Below are 19,936 nucleotides of genomic sequence, written 5' to 3'. Positions count from 1 at the left end.
ACTCGCGGTTTGTCCCGCCGACGGTGCTCGCAGAATCGCCGGCGTGGGCGTCGCCGGTTCTCACTTTCGGCCCGCCCGGACAACAGCAGCAAGCAAGCCCCACGAAAGGCTCCTCTTGGGGGACGCGGCAACGTCCAGCCTGAATGCCGCGCCGCTGGCTCAGATCAGAGCAACGCACCGATCACGCTGAAGACAATCAGAATCCCCAGGATGATCCCGGCCAAGGGCAGCAGCCACTTGAGGTAGGTGTCGAAGCGCACTTTCGCCAGGACCAGGGAGGCCATCAGGATTGCATTGGTGGGCATCATCATCGACAGCCAGCCGCCGAAAGAACTGTAGATCGTCACCACGAGGGAACGGTCCACGCCAGCGAAGTCCGCCAGTGGTGCGAGGATCGGCATCACCAACGCCATGCCGGCTGAACCGGCCCCGACGAGGAATCCCAGCGGTAGGGAGATCACCGCAAGCAACAGGGTGAAGACGATCTCGCTGCGGCCCGCCACGAAACCCTCCATGGCGTTGAGCACTGTGTCGAGGGTCTGGGTGTTGGTCAGGATCACCGCCACCGCGCGCGCGAACGCCACCAGGAACGCGGGACCGGTGAAGTCCACAATCCCCTTCATGAAGTGCTTGCTGATCCCCGCCTCGCCCAGCCCACCCACGAGGCCGGCGATGAGCGCCATCACCATGAACATCGCGGTCAGCTCCGGCAGCCACCAGCCCAGCTCCCACGGGAACGGGTTGACCAGGGTCTCGTGCGTGACCGGGTCGACGGCGGTGTTGTTCAGGATCGAACCCCAGGGCACGATCGAGAAGGCGAGCAGCAGGAAGGCGAAGGCTGTCAAGGCCAGGACGATCTTCTGCCGCGTCGTGAGGGGTTCGATGACGGCGGAGTCGGCGCTGCGCGCCACCTCGGCGTCGATCGCAGAAATGCCGACGAGGGACGCCTCCGGATCGGCCTTCACCCGCCGGGCGTAGCGCAGCGTGTAGACAATCATCACGGTGGTGACAACCACGAGCGTCACCAAGCGCAAGACGATGCCGTCGCCGATGGAGATCCCGGCGGCGTCGGAACCGATGCCGATGCGGAAGGGGGTGACCGTGGAGCCGATCACCCCCATCGAGGGTGCCACCCCCAGGACCGCGACCGCCACCAACCGGTCATAGCGCAACGCGAGCATCAGTGGGACCACCAATGCGTAGAACCCGAGTTGTTCGTCGGACCAGGTCATCACCGAGCCCAGCAGAGCGAACAGGATGCTCAGCACGATGATGAGCACGTCCCCGCGGGCACGCAGCCGGAAGGCGAGCAGCGAGATTCCGCGGTCCATGGCTCCGGTGGCGAACACCACCGTCATGAAACCGCCGATGGCGAGGATGAACAGGAAAACCTGCGCCGAGCCGAACAGCACGCCGCTGTTGAACGGCCCCACGTGTCCGGCCGCATTCTGGATGCCGTACAGACCGTTGATCGGCGACAGCAGCAGGTCCTGGATCCGTTCGGCTGTGTCGAGCGGGGACGGCACCTCATGGTAGGAGCCCGGCACGGGACGCCCGTCGACGTCGAACTCATACTCGCCCGAAGGGATGAAGAAGGCGGCGAGCCAGACCGCCACGATCACCCCGACCAGAATGCTCAATGCTGAAGGGAAGGCACTCTTCTTCTCCTCAGCCGGCTCGACTGAGGGATCCGCTGCCTTTTGGTCGATGGTCATCTCATCGGGGGTCATCGCACTGCCCACCTCTCTGCAATCTCGTGGAAGAACAGGGCCTCGGCGAGGGTGGCCCTGCGCCACTCGTCGATGAGCACACGCTCGTCGGGCCCGTGGATATTGGCGAAGCTGTCGGTAGCACCGAAGACGAAGATCGCTGCTTCGGGGATGGCGTCGGCGATGGCCTTGACCAGCGGGATCGCCCCTCCCGTGGCGGTCTGTACGGTCGTGCCCGACCACGCGGCGTCCATGGCTGCCACCATGGCGTCCCCGGCCGCCCCGGTCGGCGACGTGCGAAAGCCGTCACCCGTCGCCCCGGCGGTGATGGTGAGGGGGACCCCGAAGGGTCGCTGAGCCGCCAGGTGAGCGACCACGGCGGCCTGCGCCTCCGCAGCGGGTTGCTCCGGGTGGACGCGCACGTTGAGGAGCGCCCGCGCCTGCGCCTGGACCGACGCCGGTGCGCCGTCTACTGCGGGAGCGTCGATCCCCAGGACGGTGATGGCGGGTCCGCTCCAGATCTTCGAGCCGAGACCGCCGGTCCCCACGATCGACAGGCCGGGCTCGATCTCGGCCAGCGCCCGGAACTCCTCGTCGGTGTACGTCTCGCCAGGCCACTCTTCGCGGCGCAGGCCTGCCACGGCGACGTTGCCGTGGTCGTCCCAGAGCGTCGTCAGGGCTCGCAGCAACACGATCAGGGCGTCCGGGGCGGCGCCACCGTATTGCCCGGAGTGCTTGCCACCGGCCAAGGTGCGAACCTCGACGGTGATGCGGGCGTCGCCGCGCAGGGACACGGTCAGCGACGGCTGCCCTGCCCGGATACTGCCACCGTCGGCGATGAGGATGGCATCGGCGCGGAAGTGCTCGGGATGCCGCGACGGGAATCCCTCCTCGAGCGGACTGCCGACCTCCTCCTGGCCCTCGATCAGCACCTTGATGGTCACCGGCGGTCTGCCACCCCAGGCACGCAGTGCGCCGACATGAACCAGGACGTTGGCCTTGGTGTCGGCCGCCCCCCTTCCGAAGATGGCGCCGTCACGCTCGGTAGCCTCGAACGGCGGCGAGGTCCACTCCGCCTCGTCACCGGCCCCGACGATGTCGTAGTGGCTGTAGAGCAGGACGGTGGGAGACCCTTCCGGGCCGGGGATGGTTCCGGTGATGATGGGCGCGGTTCCGGGGAGCTCGAGATCCCGGATGTCCCTGACACCGGCGTCGCGGAGCAGGTCCACCACGGCGTCGTGTGCTGCCAGGATCGCGGGCCGGGTGTGTGGGGGGTAACCCCACTCGGAAACGGACGGGATGGCGACCAGCCGGGCAAGATCATCCTTCAACCCCGGCATGAGCGCGGCGACCGCTTCGGTGAGGTTGGACGGTATTGTCATGCCGCTCAGGGTCCCACGCTGCGTGCGCGCTGATCATCCCCCGAAGGGGGTGAGGAATGGTCGAACCTGGCACACCCTCTCGGGCCATTGCCGGCCGTAGTCCCGCATCGCGGTGTAGCCGTCGGTGTCGGTGGTGAACTGGCCTCCACCAACGATGATCTCGTCGGCGGTCATCACCTCGATGGTGGCCGTCCGCTTGTGCGGATCCATCCCGATCACGACCCGTGGCATGTCCTGACTCATGATGTGCCCCCTTCCCCTTGTCCAATGAGGTTTCGGGCATGGGAGGGCACCGCTTCTACGAGCAGAGCATTCCCTTCTTGAGCCTCTCCCGCCCGTCGTCGGTGACCGGGGCAGCGCAGTCCAAATGAGAGTCACACGCGCCTTCATCGTGGACAGCCGCAAACGAGAGCGACCACCCCGGACACCTGAACCGAGCCTCGGCCAAGACCCGATCTACCGTCAATGAAACTAGAAGCCTCTCCCGGCGCCGAGTCGATGTCCTGTTCGCCATGCTCAGAAACCGCGAGCCCTACCGGGCCCCCAACCCGACGCCACAACCCCTCGCAGCTTGACGAGAAACATAGGGACACCCCCCCTTCACAGCAGGTTCGAGAAGAGCCGGGACGCCGAATTGCGCAGGCGGCGTCCGCGACCCCACGACCGGACCTCGTCGAGGGTGAGTTCCCGGCAGTCGCGCAGGTCGTCGAGGAACAACTGCTCGTGTCGGGCCGCGACCTCGGGGTCGTAGACCCAGACCATCAGCTCCTTGTTGATACGCAGGCTGCGGATGTCGAGGTTGAGCGTGCCGACCGCGCACGCCGTGCCGTCGATGGTCAGCGACTTTGCGTGGAAGAACCCCTTCTCCCATTGCCAGATGCGGCCGCCGGCGGCCAGGAACGGTTCGAAGAAGGACTCCGCGGCCCACCACGGGATCTTCTTGTCGATCCAGGACGTCGTCATCAGGTCGACCCGGACGCCCCCCGCCGCGGCGTTGACGAGGGCGTCCAGCGTGCTCTGGTCGGGGACGAAGTAAGGGGACTGGAGCAGGACGCGGTCCCGCGCGCCCGAGATGGCGAGCTGGTAGGAGCGGGTCAGCGTGTGCCAGGGGTCGTCGTAGCCGTGGTGGACGGTGTGCACCATGATGTCCCCGCTGGGCAGCGACGGGTCGGGGTAGTAGCGCGCGTCGAACAGGTCCTCCCCGTGCGCCTCCAGCCACCGGATGTCGAAGAGCTTCTCCAGGTCCGCCACGCCGGGGCCGGTGATCCGCATGCCGGTGTCGCGCCACCCCGGGAACCGCTTGCCGCCGTCGATGTACTCCTGCGCGACGTTGAAGCCGCCGGTGTGGCCGATCTCGGCGTCCACGACCGTGATCTTGCGGTGGTTGCGGTAGTTCAGCCGGGCGAGGCCCGTCACGTCCGCCTTCACGATGGCCCCGGCCTCGGCCAGGCGCTTCATCTCGTCCTTGGGGTGTCTCAGGCAGCCCAAGAAGTCGTTGAGGATGCGCACCTCGACGCCGGCCGCGAGCCGGTCGAGCAACACCTCGGTGATGCGTGCGGTGAGCGCGTCCTGCTTCCAGATGAAGTAGCTCATGTGAATGAAGCGCTGCGCCCCGGCCAGGTCGGCGAGGAGGACGTCGAAGTATTCCTCGCCGTTGCCGTGGAAGTCGCACGTGCGCACCGGCAGCGGAGGGGTCGCCAGCTTGTGCTCGACGAGATGGATGTTCCGCCGCACCCAGGGCCGGTCCTCGTCCGACGCGAGGGCGCGGGCCCGCGACCGGTGGGGTCGGTACACGGTGGGCATGAACCGCCCCACCGCCTCCCGGACGCGCCGGGTCTCGGGTGACCGCTGCGTGATCTCGGGCCAGTTGCGCCCGAAGAAGAAGTAGACGACCAGGCCGAGCACGGGCAGCGCGATCAGGACGAGCAGCCACGCCAGGGCCGCCGTGGGGTTGCGGTCCTCGCTGACGATGAACACGACCACGGCGACCCAGTAGGCCAGCAGCACGGCGTCGATCAGCAACCAGAGTGTCAGGTCCATCGTTTCCGCTTCAGACCAGCACGTCCGTGGACGCCTCGGGCATGAGCAGGCGTCGAACGGCCGATCGGGCCAGCAGCAGGACCAGGATGAGCCCGGTCACGGCGAAGAAGCTACCCAGGCGGACGCTGTCCCCGAAGGCCAGCACATACACGAAGACGTCGACCACGTCGGCGGCGCTGATCCTTTGCACGGCGGGGATCCTTCGGGGGTCAGGCAGTGGGGTCCGCGCCGGGCTTGCCCGGGCGGACCCTGCCGACGGCGATGAGCGTGAGTCCCTCGAGCAGCGTCTGGACGGCCAACAGCGTTCCGAGCAGCATGAGGGTGGCGGTTCCGAGGTTGAACAGTACGTAGAACCCCAGGCCCAGCGAGACCAGCCCGCTGATGAAGAGCACCACCTTGCCCTCGCTCTCCCGGAACGCCCACACCATGCGCGTCAGGCCGGCGGCGAAGAACGCCATGCCGGCCGCCAAGGTCAGCGCCAGGGCACCGACCACCGGGTTGCGCAGGATGAACAGGCCCATCACGGTCAGGAAGGCCCCGCCGAGGACGGCCGAGAAGAACCCGCCCGAGCGGATCCGGAACAGGGAGCCGATGAGCAGCACGACGCCCGAGATCAGGTTGGTCCAGCCGATGACAAGCACCTGGAAGGCCGTGGCCCAGACGGCGTTCCCGAGGAGGACGATGCCGGCCGCGACGAGCAGCAGGCCGAGGATGACGTCCCACGCGGTGCGCTTGGCGACCGGGGTGGTGGTGCTGGTGGTCGTCGACATGGGAGTCCTTTCTGCGACGCGATGGTCTCAGTCTGGGTGCCCGTCGTCGCTGGGGAATCACCCGCACGGGGTGATCTGTCCAGGATGGGTGGCGATCCACGCGGCGACGACCAGGACGAGGCTGGCGAAGAGGTTGAGGAACAGCATCAGCACGATGACGCTGCCGAAGACGGCCACGGCCGCGCTGTCGGCGAACGATCCCAGCAGGAAGGTGGCGGCGTACTCGAGCGCCACCAGGCCGAGCGACCCGATGGCCGCGCCCTGCGCGCGCACGCGCACCGGAACCCGCTCCTCGGGCATCACGGTGAACAGGAACCAGAACAGGGCGAACCCACCGCCCGCCGTGACGACCAACGACGCCAGGGCCGACCCGACCTCGGGGACCGGCACACCGGCCACGGCCAGGAGCCGACCGACGAAGGAACGGAGCGACGTCGCCATGCTGCTGGCCAGCATGGTGAGCAGGACGAGGAGGAACAGCCCGAACAGGATGCCGAGTTCGCGCGCCATCTGCCGCAGGAACCCCACCGCACCCTGGCCGACGTCGAGGTCCGCCTCGTCCGGCTGAACCTCGAAGGCCGGCCGGAGCTGCACGCGGACGCCGACCTGCAGGTGCATCACCCACTTGGCGCCCGCCCAGGCGGCACCGGCGAGGCCGACGAGGCCGACGGCCTGCCAGCTGTGGAAGGCCTGGTCGATGACGGTGGCCACCTGGTCGCCGAGCACGCCGCCGGCGTCCACGTCGAGGTTCGCGACGAGCCAGGCGCGGACGAGGTCGGCGAGGTTGGGCCTCAGGATGGTCGCCGTCAGGCCCAACGCCGCGAACGCGACCATCAGGATCGGCACCATCGACAACACCGAGAAGTACGTGATCGCCGCGGCGAACTGGATGCCGAACCGGCCGAGGAACCGCTGCACCGCCCGGACGCCGTGGGCGACGAACGGCCACGCCAGGACGGCCTCGACCACCTTCACGGTCAGGACGCCGCGCTGACCGGCGCCGCGCTCGTGTGGCGGGAGAGCAGGGCGACGCCGCTCATGGACACAGCCGCGCTGACCAGCATGAGGGCCACGCCGAGGGCGGTGTAGTTGACGCCCTCGCCGAGCACCGCGACGCCGAAGACGACCGAGGCGAGTGGCCCGACGACGTTCACGGCCCCGACGACCGACTCCGCTGCGCCGGTGGCGTAGCCCTGCTGGACGAACGCGGTGCCGATGAGGGCGCCGATGAGGACCAGGGCGGCGAGAACCCAGAAGACCACCGACCCGCGCCACTCCCCCCGGCCCACGTACTCCCCGAGCGCCTTGACGACGCCGGCCTCGAACCCGAAGATGGCCGCGCCGGCGGACGCCCAGGCCAGGCTGCGCAGGCGGGTGGGGCCGAAGCGCCCCAGCAGGGCGATGCCTGCCGCCACCGCATACCCGATGATGGTGCCGGCGATGAGTCCGGTCTCGACGAACTCCTCGCGGTCGGGCCCCTGCCAGATGGCCAGCAACGCGAAACCGACGGTCCCGGCGATGGTGATCGCCACGGCACGCCAGGTGACCGGCGAGACCGGCTGCCGGCTCAGCCGGCTCGTCAGCAGCACCGTCCACGGCACGGCCAACACGGCCAGCGGCTGGGTGATCGTGACCGGGGCCAGCATGAGGGCTCCGATGGCGACGAGGGCGCCGGCGCCGTTCGCGGCCAGGCCCAACCACCAGCGCGGCGAGCGGATGAGCGACCGGAACTGGTCGCCGCTGAGCTCCGTCTTCGCACCGGACCCGCCCTGTTGGCCCACCTCACTGTGCTGCACGGTGGCCGCGATCGCGATGAGCAGGGAAGAGACCACCATCAGCGCGACGGCAAGGGGGATGTTCTGGGGCATGAGGCGTTCCTCCGACGACACCAACGACGACACGAACCGGCCGAGCCGGTGGCGCGGCCGTACCAGCCGTGCCGCATGACTTTTCCACCATCGGGCCCCGGGGGCATCACCCGCGGAGGGTGGCTCCCCGGCTCGCCGAACCGTTGCGCGAGGGCGTGCCGAGCTCGGCGTGGAGAGCAGGCGCGACGCCATCCGGGTGTCGCGGGGTACCGCCCACCCGGGGCGCGGCGGTCAGGTGTCGTCCAGGTAGGTTCGCACCCGGCGCACCGTGGCGCGGTGCACCGACCAGGCGATCGCCAGCGTCGCCACTCCGGACGCCGTCAGGTAAGCCCCCAGCACCCAGCGCAGTAGCCGAGCGCCGAACCCCGGCACGGTCGGCAGCAGGACGCCGACGGCGAGGGCGAGGATCCCCTCGGCGACGAGCCAGGCGCGATGCCCCGGCACGCGCGGCGCCTTCCACGCGGCGAACAGCGCGGACGCCCCGCGTACCAGCGCCCAGCCCGCCAACGCCCAGGTCAGCACGCCGACGGCGAGGGCGTCCTGCACGACCAGCAGGCCGGCGAAAAGCAGGCTCACCGCGCCGATCAGCAGCCAGGCCAGCCACCCGGCGCCCCCGCGCCGCAGGCCGACGGCCCCCACGATCGTCTGGATGGCCTCGATGAGCAGCCACACCGCGAAGCCCCACACGACCACCCGCACCGGGAGGGTCACCGGCAGCAGCAGGAGCAAGAGCCCGCCGACCAGGGCCAGGACGCCGTGGCGCACCAGCTGCGCGTTCGCGCCGCCGAGCAGGCGGCGGGCCAGGCCGATCGTCCCGTCCGAGGGGGCGATCGGCGCGACGTCCCGTTCGGTCGGGGCCGCGGGGACGGGCTCGCCCAGGACGATCGCCGCGGCAGCGTCCGGGGCCCGGTAGGGGAAGCGCTCGGCGCCGTCGACCTCGACGATGGTCGCCCCCGGCTCCGCGTGGGCACGCTCGAGGAGCCAATCCCGGGGGGTGATGGCGTCCGCCGCCGGCAGGACCAGCGTGACGGGGCCGGTCTGGCGGGCGAGGAGTGCCTCGGCGTCCGTCGTCAGCACGGCGTCCATGCCGCGCAACGCCGGCACGACCTCGGCCTCGAGCCGCTCGCTCGACCGGCGCTGGGCGCGCTCGTCGCGGGCCAGGTCGGCGTAGGTCTCCCGGGCCGCGAGCAGCCGGGCGACGGCCGGGTCGGCGCGCTGGTCGGCCCCCGCCGTCCGCGGATCCACCAGCGCCGGAGAGAACGCCACGACCTCGCGCACGTGGGCCGGGGCGGACGCCGCGCAGGCCAGCGCGACGCTGCCGCCGAACCCTTGGCCCACGAGCGTGACCGGGGTGGCGCCGAACAGCCCGGAGACGGTGGCCAGGACGGCCGCGGCGTGGTCCTCGAGGGTGTAGTGCCCCGACAACGGGCGGGGCGAATCGCCGAAGCCCAGGGCGTCCAGCACGACGACCTCGCGCCGCCCGGCGAGACGCTTGGCGACGGGCAGCCAGGGGCGTCCGTCCTCGAGGCCGGGCAGCAGCACGACCGGGTCGCCCGAACCCTCGTGGAAGCGCACGTGCAGGCGGCGCACCTCGTCGGCGAGGATCTCGCGGGCCACCGTGTCGGGCGCCTTGTCGAGGAGCATGTGGTCAGCCGTGAGCCCGACGATGCGGCGGATCTCGAGGGCGGGCTTGATGCGCTTGAGCGCCAGGGTCTGGTCGGGGCGGACGATCGGGTCGCGGACGCCCAGCGCGAACACCGTCGGCATGGTCAGCCGCGGCAGGTCGTCGACGAACGTGGCCCGGGCGATGGTGTTGTCGAGGTTGCGCCGCATGCGATCCCAGTGCGCCGAGACGTCGTCGGTCTTGAGGAACCCGCCCATCTGTGCCTGCAGCGGCCCGGACGCCGCCCCGAACAGGAGCGTGTCCCGCTCCTTCTGCCGGCCGATGAAGCGCCACAGCCACTGGTAGAAGCTCGCCTGGACGTAGTGCCAGCCGAACGACGCCCGCGAGTACACCTCCGGCGGCGGGTAGAAGGGTGCCGCCAACAGGAACAGCCGGCGCAGTCGGTCGGGGTGCGTGGCGGCGTACCGGATCGCGACGTTGCCGCCCATCGAGTAGCCGACCAGGACGAACCGCTCGGTGACGCCGAGGTCGCGCAGCGTGGCGTCCAGCACGGCCGTGTGCTGGTCGGCCGTGTACTCGATGTCGGGCTTGGGCGACTCACCGAACCCCAGCAGGTCGGGCGCGATGACCCGGTACTCAGGGCCGATGGTGTCGATCACGGTCCGCCAGCAAGCCGCGTTGCTGTTGATGCCGTGCAGCAGCACGATGACGGGGCCCTCGCCCTCGTCGTGGCGCACGTACAGGCGCAGGTCGTCGATCGTCGTCATCGCCGGGTGACCCTCCGTGCTGCGCTCACCGGTAGCTGGCGCGCAGGTCGGCGGTGGACCGGTGCCGGAGTTGGGTCACGATGCCGACGACCAGCAGGACGAGGTAGGCCACGTTCAGCCACCAGTGCTCGGAGAGGGCCTGGGCCAGGGTGTCCGGTTCGGCGCCCGACAACGGCAGCACGCCCATCAGCAGGGCGATGCCGGCCACGATCGCCGAGGCCCCGCCGACCGCCGCCACCAGGATCAACAGGAGCGCCGGCATGTTGGCGGCCAGGGCGATGACCACCAGGATCGCCGCCCCGACGAGGCCGGCCACGACGACCACCCACGGCGTGGCCGTGAACAGGGCCGCGGCGCCGCTGCCCAGCGCGTACCCGACCGACCCCATGGTGAGGATGACCGCCACCGCGTAGAAGGTGTACGCCAACCCGCCCAGCAGCAGGGCGCCCACGATGGCCCCCGCCCAGCCGAGCAGCCCGGCCAGGGGCGGTTCCCCGGTGAGCAAAGCGACGAGGGCGGCGCCCAGGCCGAAGCCGACGAACGCTCCCCAGACGCCGATCACGGAACGGAGCGCCAGGTAGCCGCGGAAGCAGAACACGGCCCCGGCCACGATGGCCAGGATGCCCAGCACGGTCTGCGACATCCGACGCTCCGATCCGAGGACTCACACGAATATGACCTGGGCGCCCTCGCTCAGCTCGATGAAATCGGCCGCGCTGATGACGTCCTCGACACCATCGTAGAGGTCGGTGCGGGCCAGTCCGTTCATGTCGAACGTCAGCTTGCAGCCCCACAGGTGCCCCCCCGAGGCGACGATGATGTCGAGGAACTCGCGGACACCCGGGATGTCGAGGTCGTCCATCTGCTTCTTCATCATCTTCGTGGCCATGCCCGTCATGCCGGGGAGCAGGCCCATGACCTGCGGCATCGACATCCCGGGCGCCTGGGGCAGGTGCATCGCCGTGTTGCCCACCATGGTGAACTTCAGGTCGTCCATCGTCCGTTCCGTGACGAGGTCGAAGCCCCAGAACGTGAAGAAGATGTGGGTTTCGATGCCCTCGCCGAGGGCGGCGTTGGCCATGATCAGGGCCGGGTAGGCCATGTCGAGGTTGCCCTTGGAGGCGATGAAGCAGATCTTGCGCGGTCCGCTGTAGCCGGACGCCGCGGGCGCGGCCTGCTCCTGGGGCTCGTCGACCGGGCACTCGGTCCTGTCGCCGTCGCGCCCCTTGGTGCGGGTGGCGCCCTGGGCGGGCCTGTTGTCCCCGAAGTCGGGGATGATCGGGGTTTCGAGGATCTCGGTCACGGTGGTCTCCTAGACACAGCCCTTGGGCTTGGGCAGCCCGGCGATGTAGCTCATCTTCTTGGCGGGCTTCCCGGGGAACAGCCGGAACAGCTCCTTCATGTCGAAGCCACCGACGGCCGTGACGCGGCGCAGGGTGGCGGTCTCCTTGCGGGCGGGGTAGTCCTCGCGCAGGAAGCGGAGCACCTTCCAGTGCTCGTCGGTCAGCTCGTCGATGCCGGCGTATCCGGCCAGGACGGGGGCGAGCTCCTCGTCCCATTGGTCGTAGACCGTGAGGAAGCCCTCGTCGTTGACGTCGATCGGACGCCCTCCGATGCGGCAGGTGGGCATGGTTGTACTCCTTGTCTCAGTGCGAACGGCGCAGGCCGACCAGGCCCTTGATGAGGTCGGGGGTGGAGGTGCCGGACGCCTCGTCCTCGACGTTCTTGCCCATGAGGTACATGTCGGTGGTGAACGGCAGCGGGCGACCCTTGAGCAGGAACTCCCAGTAGATGCCCCGGAAGGCGAGCTTCGCGAGGTGGTTGGCGCGGTTCTCCTTCAGCAGCGCCATCGGCCCCACGCCCGGCAACGGGAACGACCCCGTGTACGGCTGGGTCTTGTAGTTGAAGTCGAGCAGCAGTCCCTTGCCGTGGCCCGTCTCGATGAAGCAGTTCGCGTGCCCGTCGAACGAGTGCGTCAGGGGCTCGCCGGCGAGGTAGTGCGGCCAGTTCTCCATGAAGATGTCGACCGCGAAGTGGGCCACCGAGCCCGCCTTCGACGTCTGCAGCGTGCCGCCGTCGCCCAGGACGAAGACGTCGGGGTGCGCGAGGCTCTGCATGGTCTGCTGGTTGCACGGCACGAGGTTCATCTCGTCGCCGAGGCCCGAGCGCGCGATGTAGTCGGGGCCCATGTTCAGCGGGATCGACACCAGCAGGTCGTACGGGATGCGCCGCTCGTCGTAGGAGACCAGCTCCTGGTTCTCGGTGTCGACGCTCTCGACGGCGAAGTCGGTCTCCATGTGGATGTCGCGCTTGCCGAACATGCCGCCCAGTTCGCGGGACGCCACGGGCTTGGTGAACGCGCCGTCCAGCGGGGTGACGTAGACGATCTCGACCTTGCGCCGGGTGCCGCGCTCGCGGAACCACGCGTCGGCCAGGAACGTGAACTCCAGCGGCGCGACCGGGCACTTGATCGGCATCTCGGTGATGTGGACCACCAGGCGCCCGCCCGGGAACTCCCGCAGCGCCTCCTTCAGGCGCAGCGACGCCTCGAGGTCGTAGAAGTGGTGGACGCCCGGGCCGTCGGCCCCCGGCGTCTGGTCGGGGCGCGGCTGGACGCCGGTCGCGATGATCAGCGTGTCGTACTCCAGCGTGCGCTCGCCGGCGAGGTGGACGGCCTTGGCGTCGGCGTCCACCTTCTCGATCTCGGCCAGGACGAGGTCGATTCCCGGGCGCAGGAACCGGCGCCGCGGCTTCACCACCTGGTCGCGGGTGTAGGTGCCGAACGGGATGAACAGGTACCCCGGCTGGTAGTGGTGCTCGTCGTCGCGGTCGACGACGGTGATCTGCAGGGCGGAGGGCGTTTCGGTGGCACGCAGCTTGTTGGCGACCATCGTGCCGGCGGTACCGCCACCCAGGATGACGATTCTCCTCATCGAGGCTCCTCGGGTGCGAGTTTTCGGTGATTCGAATATACCCCCAGGGGTACTTCCACTACAAGTGGTAAATCACACGCATGTAGTTTTCCCCAGCTGTGCACAATCCTGTGGACAGCGCTCCTCCCGAACAGGCGCCTGACAGCGGCCGACGCCCTAGGGTGGAGGTCATGCGCCAGCAGGTGGTCGACGACGTCCTCGTCAGCAAGCACCCCGCCGGCACCGTCGCCGCCGACCTCGCCGCACGGCTCGCCGCGGCGTCCACCGACCCGATCCGGCACCTCTACGCTCCCCCGCTGAGCGCCACCCCCGTGCCGGCGCCCGACGGCCGCCTCATCACGCTCTCCCCCGTCACCGACCCCCTGCCCGAGGACCAGCCCGCGCCCTGGCACGAGGCCGGCGCGCTCCTGGCCCGCCTGCACGCGGTGGCGGTCCCCGACGACCTTCCCGAGCACGGCGGACGCCTTCAGTTCGAGGCCGCCGTCGCCGAGGCCGACGCGCTCCACCCGGGCGGTTCCACCGACATCCTGCGCGAACTGGGGCTGCACCTGCTGCAGTCCTGGCCCGTACCCACCCGGGTGGCCGTCGTGCACGGCACCTTCGACCTCGGCCGGCTCGGCCGCCTCCCCGGCACCGAGACCTGGCTGCTCACCGGAGCCCACACGCTCGGGCTCGGCGACCCGGCCTGGGACCTCGCCGGCCCGGCCGCACTCTGGGGCACAGGCCTGCTCGATGACGCCAGCTGGTTCGCCTTCGTCGGCGGCTATGCGGCGGCCGGTGGGCGCACGCCCACGGAGGGCCAGCCCTGGCCCGGCCTCGACCACCCCGCCCGGTGCGCGCTGCTCATGGCCACGGTCGCCGAGCTGCGTCGCTGTCCCGGCTACCCGCAGCCCGAGCTCAGCCCCGCCGCCGAGGCCCTGCTCGCCGCGTGCGTCAAGGCGAACGGACGCCGCTGGTGACCGACCCCGACCCCCCGGTGCCCGCGCCCGCGTGCCCCCACTGCCAGCACCCGCTCCCGGGCTGGACCCCTCCTTCCGCCCCCGGGCCGATCCCCCCGCGCGAGCCCGGGTACGCCGAGCACCACCCGCAGGAGGCTGCGGGCCACGTGTCCGGCCGCGCCCAGCCCCCGTTCGCGCCCGGCTGGCTGGCCGGGCCCACGGCGTCCGACCCCGACGCGCACGGTCTGCTGCGCGGCATGATGAATTCCTTCACGAGAGAAGAGGAAGCAGGATGACCCTGGTCCCCGAGATCACGCTCCACGACGGCACGACGATCCCGCAGCTCGCCTTCGGCACGTGGCAGGTGCCCGACGCCGACGTCACGCCCGCCGTCCTGCACGCGCTCGAGACCGGCTACCGGCACATCGACACCGCCGCCATCTACGGCAACGAGGCGGGCGTGGGCCGTGCCATCGCGCAGGGCGGCGTCGCCCGCGAGGACCTCTACGTCACCACCAAGCTGTGGAACGACGCCCACCAGAAGGCCGACGCCCGCCGCGCCATCGAGACCAGCCTCGAGAAGCTCGGCCTCGACCACGTGGACCTCTACCTCATCCACTGGCCGTCGACCGTCAAGTACGGCGACGCCTACATCGAGGCTTGGGACGCCCTGCAGGAGTTCAAGGCCGAGGGCCTGGCCACCAGCATCGGCGTGAGCAACTTCCACGCCCACCACCTCGACGCGATCTCGGGCGAGGTGCCCGTGGTCAACCAGGTCGAGGTGCACCCGACGTTCACGCAGGTCCCGCTGCGCACGCTGTGCGAGGAGAAGGGCATCAAGGTCGAGTCGTGGAGCCCGCTCGGCTCCGGCGCCGACCTCGGCAACGGCGAGCTCGCGGACATCGCCGCGTCGTTCGGCAGGTCCGTGGCGCAGGTGATCATCCGCTGGCACCTCCAGCACGGCCTGATCGTGCTGCCCAAGTCGGTGACCCCGGCCCGCATCGAGGAGAACTTCGCCGTGTTCGACTTCGAACTCGACGCCGACACGATGGCCCGCATCGACGGCCTCGACGCCGGCAACCGCGTCGGCTCGAACCCGGACACCGCCGGCTTCTGACGGTTTTCCTCCACGGGATCGCAAGGCGCCCCCCATCGCACCGCTCAGCCGGGGGCCACGACGCCGATCCTGTGGAGAGAAACCGTCAGTTCGGCGTGGCACAGTGGCCCCACCATGACGACCGAGCCCGGCGCCGACGTCCTGGAGCGCTTCTCGCCCGCCACGCGGGCGTGGTTCTCCAGCAGCTTCACCGCGCCCACGGCCGCCCAGGCCGGGGCGTGGTCGGCCATCAGCGCCGGCGAGCACACGCTGGTCGTCGCCCCGACCGGCTCGGGCAAGACCCTGGCGGCGTTCCTGTGGGCGATCGACCGGCTGTCCCGGGGGCAGGGAGGTGAGGCCGAGCGGCCGCCCGGCACGCGCGTCGTCTACATCTCGCCGCTGAAGGCGCTGGCGGTCGACGTCGAGCGCAACCTCCGCTCGCCCTTGGTCGGCATCGGGCACGCGGCCGATCGGCTGGGGCTGCCGCGGCCCGAGGTGACCGTGGGCGTCCGCTCGGGCGACACTCCGGCCGACCAGCGCCGCCGGTTCGCCCGCAACCCCGACGACATCCTCATCACCACGCCCGAGTCGCTGTACCTGCTGCTCACCTCGCAGGCGCGCGAGGCGCTGCGCGGCGTCGAGACCGTGATCATCGACGAGGTGCACGCGGTCGCTGGCACCAAGCGCGGCGCCCACCTCGCGCTCACCCTCGAACGCCTCGACGCCCTCCTGCCCACCCCCGCGCAGCGCATCGGGCTGTCGGCGACCGTACGCCCGATCGAGGAGGTGGCGCGGTTCCTGGCCGGGGGACATCCGGTGTCGGTGGTGCAGCCGCCGTCGGAGAAGCAGTGGGACCTGCGGGTCGTCGTCCCGGTCGAGGACATGGCCTCGCTGGCCGCCCCGCCCCCCGAGGACAAGGACGGGCCGCGCCAGGTGCCGTCGATCTGGCCGCACGTGGAGGAACGCATCGTCGACCTGGTCGAAGCCCACCGGTCGACGCTGGTCTTCGCCAACTCGCGCCGGCTGGCCGAGCGGCTCACCGGCCGGCTGAACGAGATCGCCGCCGAACGCGCCGAGACCCAAGCCCTGGGCACCCAGAACCCAAGCCTTGGGCAGGCGAAACCCAAGCCCTCGGCGCAGGCGCCCGCGCAGGTGATGGGCCAGGCCGGGGCGTCCGCGGGAGCGGTGCCGGTGATTGCCCGGGCCCACCACGGCTCGGTGTCCCACGACCAGCGCAAGCAGACCGAGGAGGCGCTCAAGGCAGGCCACCTGCCCGCCGTGGTCGCCACCTCCAGCCTCGAGCTGGGCATCGACATGGGCGCGGTCGACCTCGTCGTCCAGGTGGAGGCGCCCCCGTCGGTGGCCTCAGGCCTGCAACGCGTGGGTCGCGCCGGCCACCAGGTCGGGGCAGTCAGCCGGGGGGTGTTCTTCCCGAAGTACCGCGGCGACCTCGTCGCCACGAGCGTGATCGTCGACCGCATGCGCGCCGGGGCGATCGAGCAGCTGCACGTGCCGGCGAACCCGCTCGACGTGCTCGCCCAGCAGGTCGTGGCGATGGTGGCCCTCGACGAGTGGTCCGTCCCCGACCTCCTCGAGCTCGTGCGGAGGGCCGCCCCGTTCGCGACCCTGACCCGCGGCGTCCTCGACGCGGTGCTCGACATGCTGGCCGGCCGCTACCCGGCCGAGGAGTTCGCCGAGCTGCGCCCCCGCCTCGTCTGGGACCGCGTCACGGACACCCTCACCGGCCGTCGCGGCGCACAACGCATCGCGGTCACCAACGGCGGCACCATCCCCGACCGGGGGCTGTTCGGCGTGTTCATCGCCGGCGACGGTCCCGGCCGCCGCGTCGGCGAGCTCGACGAGGAGATGGTCTACGAGTCGCGCGTCGGCGACGTCATCACGCTGGGCACCAGCACCTGGCGCATCGAGGACATCACCCACGATCAGGTCCTCGTCTCGCCCGCGCCGGGGCAGCCGGGCCGCCTGCCGTTCTGGAAGGGCGACACCATCGGGCGCCCCGCCGAGCTGGGCGAGGCGCTCGGTTCGTTCGTGCGCGAGCTGTCCACCTCGGACGCCGTGGGTGCGGCCGAACGGCTGGTCGCCTCGGGGCTCGACGAGCTCGCGGCGTCCAACCTGCTCACGTACGTGGCCGAGCAGCGCGAGCAGACCGGTCAGGTACCCACCGACCGCACGATCGTGGTCGAGCGGTTCACCGACGAGCTGGGCGACTGGCGCATCGTGATCCACTCGCCGTGGGGTGCGCGGGTGCACGCGCCGTGGTCGCTGGCCATCGCCGCCCGGCTGCGCGAGCGCTATGGGGTCGACGTGCAGGCGATGCACGCCGACGACGGCATCGTGCTGCGGCTGCCCGACATGGGCTACGCCGACCCGACCGCCGACCCCGGCGACGCCGACGCGTGGGGCGCCCCGTCCGCGCCGCCCGACCTCATGGAGCACATCGTCCTCGACCCCGAGGAGGTGACCGCGCTCGTCACCGAGCTGGTGGGCGGCTCGGCGCTGTTCGCGTCGCGGTTCCGGGAGTGCGCGGGCCGCGCGCTGCTGCTGCCCAACCGGCGCCCCGGCCACCGGCAGGCCTTGTGGCAGCAGCGGCAAAGGTCGGCAGCCCTGCTGGAGGTGGCGTCGAACTACCCGGCGTTCCCGATCGTGCTCGAGGCCGTGCGCGAGTGCCTGCAGGACGTCTTCGACCTGCCCGCCCTGGTCGACCTGATGGGGCGCATCCGCGACCGGCGGGTGCAGGTCGTCGAGGTCACCACCGGGCGCCCGAGCCCGTTCGCGCAGTCGTTGCTGTTCGGGTACGTGGCCCAGTTCCTCTACGAGGGGGACTCCCCGCTGGCCGAGCGTCGCGCGGCCGCGCTGTCGCTCGACCCTGACCTGCTCGCCGAGCTGCTCGGCACGTCCGACGGCCTGAGCCTGCGCGACCTGCTCGACCCCGACGCGCTGTCCCGCACGTACGCCGAGCTGCAGCACCTCGCCGACGGACGCCGCGCGCGCGACCCCGACGAGCTCACCGACCTGCTGCGCGTGCTCGGCCCGCTGTCGACGGCCGAGCTGGCGGCCCGATCGGCCGACCCCGACGCCGTGCCGGGCTGGCTCGCCGACCTGGAGTCCGCGCGCCGGGTGGTGCCCGCCGGGCTGCCCGGCGACGAGGGTCGCTGGGCGGCTGCCGAGGACGCCGGACGCCTCCGCGACGCCCTCGGCGTGGCCCTGCCCCCGGGGCTGCCGGCGGCCTTCACCGACCCGGTTCCCGACCCGATCGGCGACCTGCTGGTGCGCTACGCGCGCACGCACCTGCCGTTCACGGCCGACGAGATCGCGGTCCGGTTCGGCTGGGCGCTGGCCCACGCGGTCCAGGGCCTGCGGCGGCTGGTGGCCGACGGACGCCTCGTGGAGGGCGAGTTCACCCCCACCATGATCAACTTCGGGCAGGGTGCCCGCAGTGCCAGCGACCGGGAGTTCGTCGACCCGGGGGTGCTGCGCCTGATCCGGCGCCGCTCGGTGGCGGCGCTGCGCGCCGAGGTCGAGCCGGTCCCCGCCGAGGACTACGCCCGCTTCCTCCCTGCCTGGCAGGGCGTCGGCGGGGGCTACCGCGGCGTCGACGGCGTGCTGCGGGTGGTCGAGCAGTTGGCCGGGGTCGCCTTGCCCGCGTCCGCGGTCGAGACCCTGATCCTGCCCGCGCGCGTGCGCGACTACGCGCCGGCGATGCTCGACGAGCTGTGCGCCGCCGGCGAGGTCGGCTGGCGCGGGCAGGGCGGTCTGGCGGCCGCCGACGGCTGGGTCACCCTGTGGCCGACCGACCTCGGGCCGCTGGGCACGGTCCTCGCCGAGCCCGAGGGCGACCTCGAGCGCGGCCTGGTCGACGCGCTCGCCGCCGGCGGGGCGTCCTTCTTCGGCCCGCTGGCCGACGCGGTGGGCGACCCGGGCGGGATGGCGGCGTCCGATGCCCTGTGGTCGCTGGTCTGGAAGGGCTTGGTCACCAACGACACGCTCGCCCCGGTGCGCGCGCGGCTCGGCGGCGGGTCGAGCACCCACCGCGCCCGCGCCGCCGCTCCCCGCACCCGGTACGGACGCCCCCGGCTGCGGCTGCCCCGCGCCGCGGCCCCGCCCTCGGTGGGCGGGCGCTGGTCGCTGGTGGAACCCGGGCTTTGGGCGGCCGGAACACAGGCCGTCGGCGACGGGCGGGCCGCCGGCGAGCGGGTGGTGCTCACGGCGGAACTGCTGCTCGACCGGTACGGGGTGGTCACGCGCGGAGCGGTGCAATCGGAGGGCATCGAGGGCGGCTTCGCGGGGGTCTACAAGGTGTACTCCGCCGCCGAGGACGCCGGACGCCTCCGGCGCGGCTACTTCGTCGAGGGTCTGGGTGCGGCCCAGTTCGCCACCACCGGCGCGATCGACCGGCTCCGCGGCGTCGGTCGGGGCGCGGCAGGGGGCGCGCTGGTGCTCGCGGCGTCCGACCCGGCGAACCCGTTCGGCGCGGCCCTGCCCTGGCCCGGCTCGGGCGACCACCGGCCGAGCCGGAAGGCGGGGGCGCTGGTGGTCCTCGACGACGGGCAGCTCGTCGCCTGGCTCGAGCGCGGCGGGCGCACGGCCCTCACGTGGTCGACCAACCCCGACCAGCTGCGCCGGACCGCCGAGGCACTCGCCGGCCTCATCCACGGCGGCCGGGTCGCCGCGCTCACGGTCGAGAAGGTCGACGGCGCCGCCTCACTCGGCGCCGACCACCCGTTCGTGCACGCGCTGCTGGCGGCGGGGTTCCACCAGACGCCCAAGGGCGTCCGGCTGCGCCGCTGA

17 protein-coding genes are annotated in these 19,936 nt (G+C 71.3%); 4 read left to right on the top strand and 13 right to left on the bottom strand.

Annotation, left to right across the window (positions count from 1 at the left end; genetic code table 11):
* Positions 1 to 164: 164 nt before the first annotated feature.
* From H5397_RS02325 to H5397_RS02265, 13 genes are all read right to left on the bottom strand, one after another.
* A complete protein-coding gene (locus tag H5397_RS02325; RefSeq protein ID WP_182814706.1) occupies positions 165 to 1,730 on the bottom strand; it encodes a YfcC family protein in 1,566 nt (521 codons plus the stop codon).
* Positions 1,727 to 3,091: a M20/M25/M40 family metallo-hydrolase gene (locus H5397_RS02320; RefSeq protein ID WP_182814705.1), complete on the bottom strand. Its 1,365-nt coding sequence runs from the start codon at positions 3,089 to 3,091 to the stop codon at positions 1,727 to 1,729. Before H5397_RS02320 ends, H5397_RS02325 begins: the two co-directional genes overlap by 4 nt.
* A gap of 33 nt (positions 3,092 to 3,124) precedes the next feature.
* Positions 3,125 to 3,334, bottom strand: a complete 210-nt coding sequence (locus H5397_RS02315) for a hypothetical protein (RefSeq protein ID WP_208091025.1) — start codon at positions 3,332 to 3,334, stop codon at positions 3,125 to 3,127.
* 357 nt (positions 3,335 to 3,691) lie between these two features.
* Entirely contained in the window at positions 3,692 to 5,131 is a 1,440-nt protein-coding gene (gene cls / locus H5397_RS02310) for a cardiolipin synthase (RefSeq protein WP_182814704.1), read from the bottom strand.
* Positions 5,132 to 5,141: 10 nt separating this feature from the next.
* Entirely contained in the window at positions 5,142 to 5,321 is a 180-nt protein-coding gene (locus H5397_RS02305) for a hypothetical protein (RefSeq protein ID WP_182814703.1), read from the bottom strand.
* A 19-nt stretch (positions 5,322 to 5,340) separates the two neighbouring features.
* Positions 5,341 to 5,901, bottom strand: a complete 561-nt coding sequence (locus H5397_RS02300) for an HdeD family acid-resistance protein (RefSeq protein ID WP_182814702.1) — start codon at positions 5,899 to 5,901, stop codon at positions 5,341 to 5,343.
* A 57-nt stretch (positions 5,902 to 5,958) separates the two neighbouring features.
* Positions 5,959 to 6,876, bottom strand: a complete 918-nt coding sequence (locus H5397_RS02295) for a YhjD/YihY/BrkB family envelope integrity protein (RefSeq protein WP_182814701.1) — start codon at positions 6,874 to 6,876, stop codon at positions 5,959 to 5,961.
* Positions 6,877 to 6,878: 2 nt separating this feature from the next.
* Positions 6,879 to 7,769, bottom strand: a complete 891-nt coding sequence (locus H5397_RS02290; protein ID WP_182814700.1) for a hypothetical protein — start codon at positions 7,767 to 7,769, stop codon at positions 6,879 to 6,881.
* 231 nt (positions 7,770 to 8,000) lie between these two features.
* Positions 8,001 to 10,160, bottom strand: a complete 2,160-nt coding sequence (locus H5397_RS02285; RefSeq protein WP_182814699.1) for an alpha/beta fold hydrolase — start codon at positions 10,158 to 10,160, stop codon at positions 8,001 to 8,003.
* A 25-nt stretch (positions 10,161 to 10,185) separates the two neighbouring features.
* Positions 10,186 to 10,803, bottom strand: a complete 618-nt coding sequence (locus H5397_RS02280) for a DUF4203 domain-containing protein (protein ID WP_182814698.1) — start codon at positions 10,801 to 10,803, stop codon at positions 10,186 to 10,188.
* Between the two features lie 21 nt (positions 10,804 to 10,824).
* Entirely contained in the window at positions 10,825 to 11,463 is a 639-nt protein-coding gene (locus tag H5397_RS02275; RefSeq protein ID WP_243760824.1) for a DsrE/DsrF/DrsH-like family protein, read from the bottom strand.
* Positions 11,464 to 11,472: 9 nt separating this feature from the next.
* Positions 11,473 to 11,790 (bottom strand): TusE/DsrC/DsvC family sulfur relay protein, encoded by a 318-nt coding sequence (locus H5397_RS02270; protein WP_182814697.1) that lies wholly within the window; start codon positions 11,788 to 11,790, stop codon positions 11,473 to 11,475.
* Positions 11,791 to 11,806: 16 nt separating this feature from the next.
* Complete coding sequence (locus tag H5397_RS02265; protein WP_182814696.1) at positions 11,807 to 13,093, bottom strand: NAD(P)/FAD-dependent oxidoreductase; 1,287 nt, start codon at positions 13,091 to 13,093, stop codon at positions 11,807 to 11,809.
* 170 nt (positions 13,094 to 13,263) lie between these two features.
* On the opposite strand from H5397_RS02265, the gene H5397_RS02260 reads away from it, so the two are divergent.
* From H5397_RS02260 to H5397_RS02245, 4 genes are all read left to right on the top strand, one after another.
* Positions 13,264 to 14,052 (top strand): phosphotransferase family protein, encoded by a 789-nt coding sequence (locus tag H5397_RS02260; RefSeq protein WP_182814695.1) that lies wholly within the window; start codon positions 13,264 to 13,266, stop codon positions 14,050 to 14,052.
* On the top strand, positions 14,049 to 14,327 hold the full coding sequence (locus H5397_RS02255; protein ID WP_182814694.1) for a hypothetical protein: 279 nt from the start codon (positions 14,049 to 14,051) through the stop codon (positions 14,325 to 14,327). The genes H5397_RS02260 and H5397_RS02255 overlap by 4 nt, the downstream gene beginning before the upstream one ends.
* Positions 14,324 to 15,148 (top strand): aldo/keto reductase, encoded by an 825-nt coding sequence (locus H5397_RS02250; RefSeq protein WP_182814693.1) that lies wholly within the window; start codon positions 14,324 to 14,326, stop codon positions 15,146 to 15,148. Before H5397_RS02255 ends, H5397_RS02250 begins: the two co-directional genes overlap by 4 nt.
* A gap of 114 nt (positions 15,149 to 15,262) precedes the next feature.
* On the top strand, positions 15,263 to 19,936 hold the full coding sequence (locus H5397_RS02245; protein WP_182814692.1) for an ATP-dependent helicase: 4,674 nt from the start codon (positions 15,263 to 15,265) through the stop codon (positions 19,934 to 19,936).

Origin of the sequence: Propioniciclava sp. MC1683 (genome assembly GCF_014164675.1) — a bacterium.
Lineage (GTDB): Bacteria > Actinomycetota > Actinomycetes > Propionibacteriales > Propionibacteriaceae > Propioniciclava.
Note: the sequence above shows the minus strand (reverse complement) of the source record. Positions and strands in the feature narration are given on the sequence as shown.

Bases quoted from the DNA above. Each gene is read 5' to 3' on its own strand.
- H5397_RS02290 (WP_182814700.1), bottom strand. From the start codon at position 7,769: ATGCCCCAGAACATCCCCCTTGCCGTCGCGCTGATGGTGGTCTCTTCC.
- H5397_RS02285 (WP_182814699.1), bottom strand. From the start codon at position 10,160: ATGACGACGATCGACGACCTGCGCCTGTACGTGCGCCACGACGAGGGC.
- H5397_RS02270 (WP_182814697.1), bottom strand. From the start codon at position 11,790: ATGCCCACCTGCCGCATCGGAGGGCGTCCGATCGACGTCAACGACGAG.
- H5397_RS02320 (WP_182814705.1), bottom strand. From the start codon at position 3,091: ATGACAATACCGTCCAACCTCACCGAAGCGGTCGCCGCGCTCATGCCG.
- H5397_RS02280 (WP_182814698.1), bottom strand. From the start codon at position 10,803: ATGTCGCAGACCGTGCTGGGCATCCTGGCCATCGTGGCCGGGGCCGTG.
- cls (WP_182814704.1), bottom strand. From the start codon at position 5,131: ATGGACCTGACACTCTGGTTGCTGATCGACGCCGTGCTGCTGGCCTAC.
- H5397_RS02260 (WP_182814695.1), top strand. From the start codon at position 13,264: ATGCGCCAGCAGGTGGTCGACGACGTCCTCGTCAGCAAGCACCCCGCC.
- H5397_RS02245 (WP_182814692.1), top strand. From the start codon at position 15,263: ATGACGACCGAGCCCGGCGCCGACGTCCTGGAGCGCTTCTCGCCCGCC.
- H5397_RS02315 (WP_208091025.1), bottom strand. From the start codon at position 3,334: ATGAGTCAGGACATGCCACGGGTCGTGATCGGGATGGATCCGCACAAG.
- H5397_RS02265 (WP_182814696.1), bottom strand. From the start codon at position 13,093: ATGAGGAGAATCGTCATCCTGGGTGGCGGTACCGCCGGCACGATGGTC.
- H5397_RS02325 (WP_182814706.1), bottom strand. From the start codon at position 1,730: ATGACCCCCGATGAGATGACCATCGACCAAAAGGCAGCGGATCCCTCA.
- H5397_RS02300 (WP_182814702.1), bottom strand. From the start codon at position 5,901: ATGTCGACGACCACCAGCACCACCACCCCGGTCGCCAAGCGCACCGCG.
- H5397_RS02250 (WP_182814693.1), top strand. From the start codon at position 14,324: ATGACCCTGGTCCCCGAGATCACGCTCCACGACGGCACGACGATCCCG.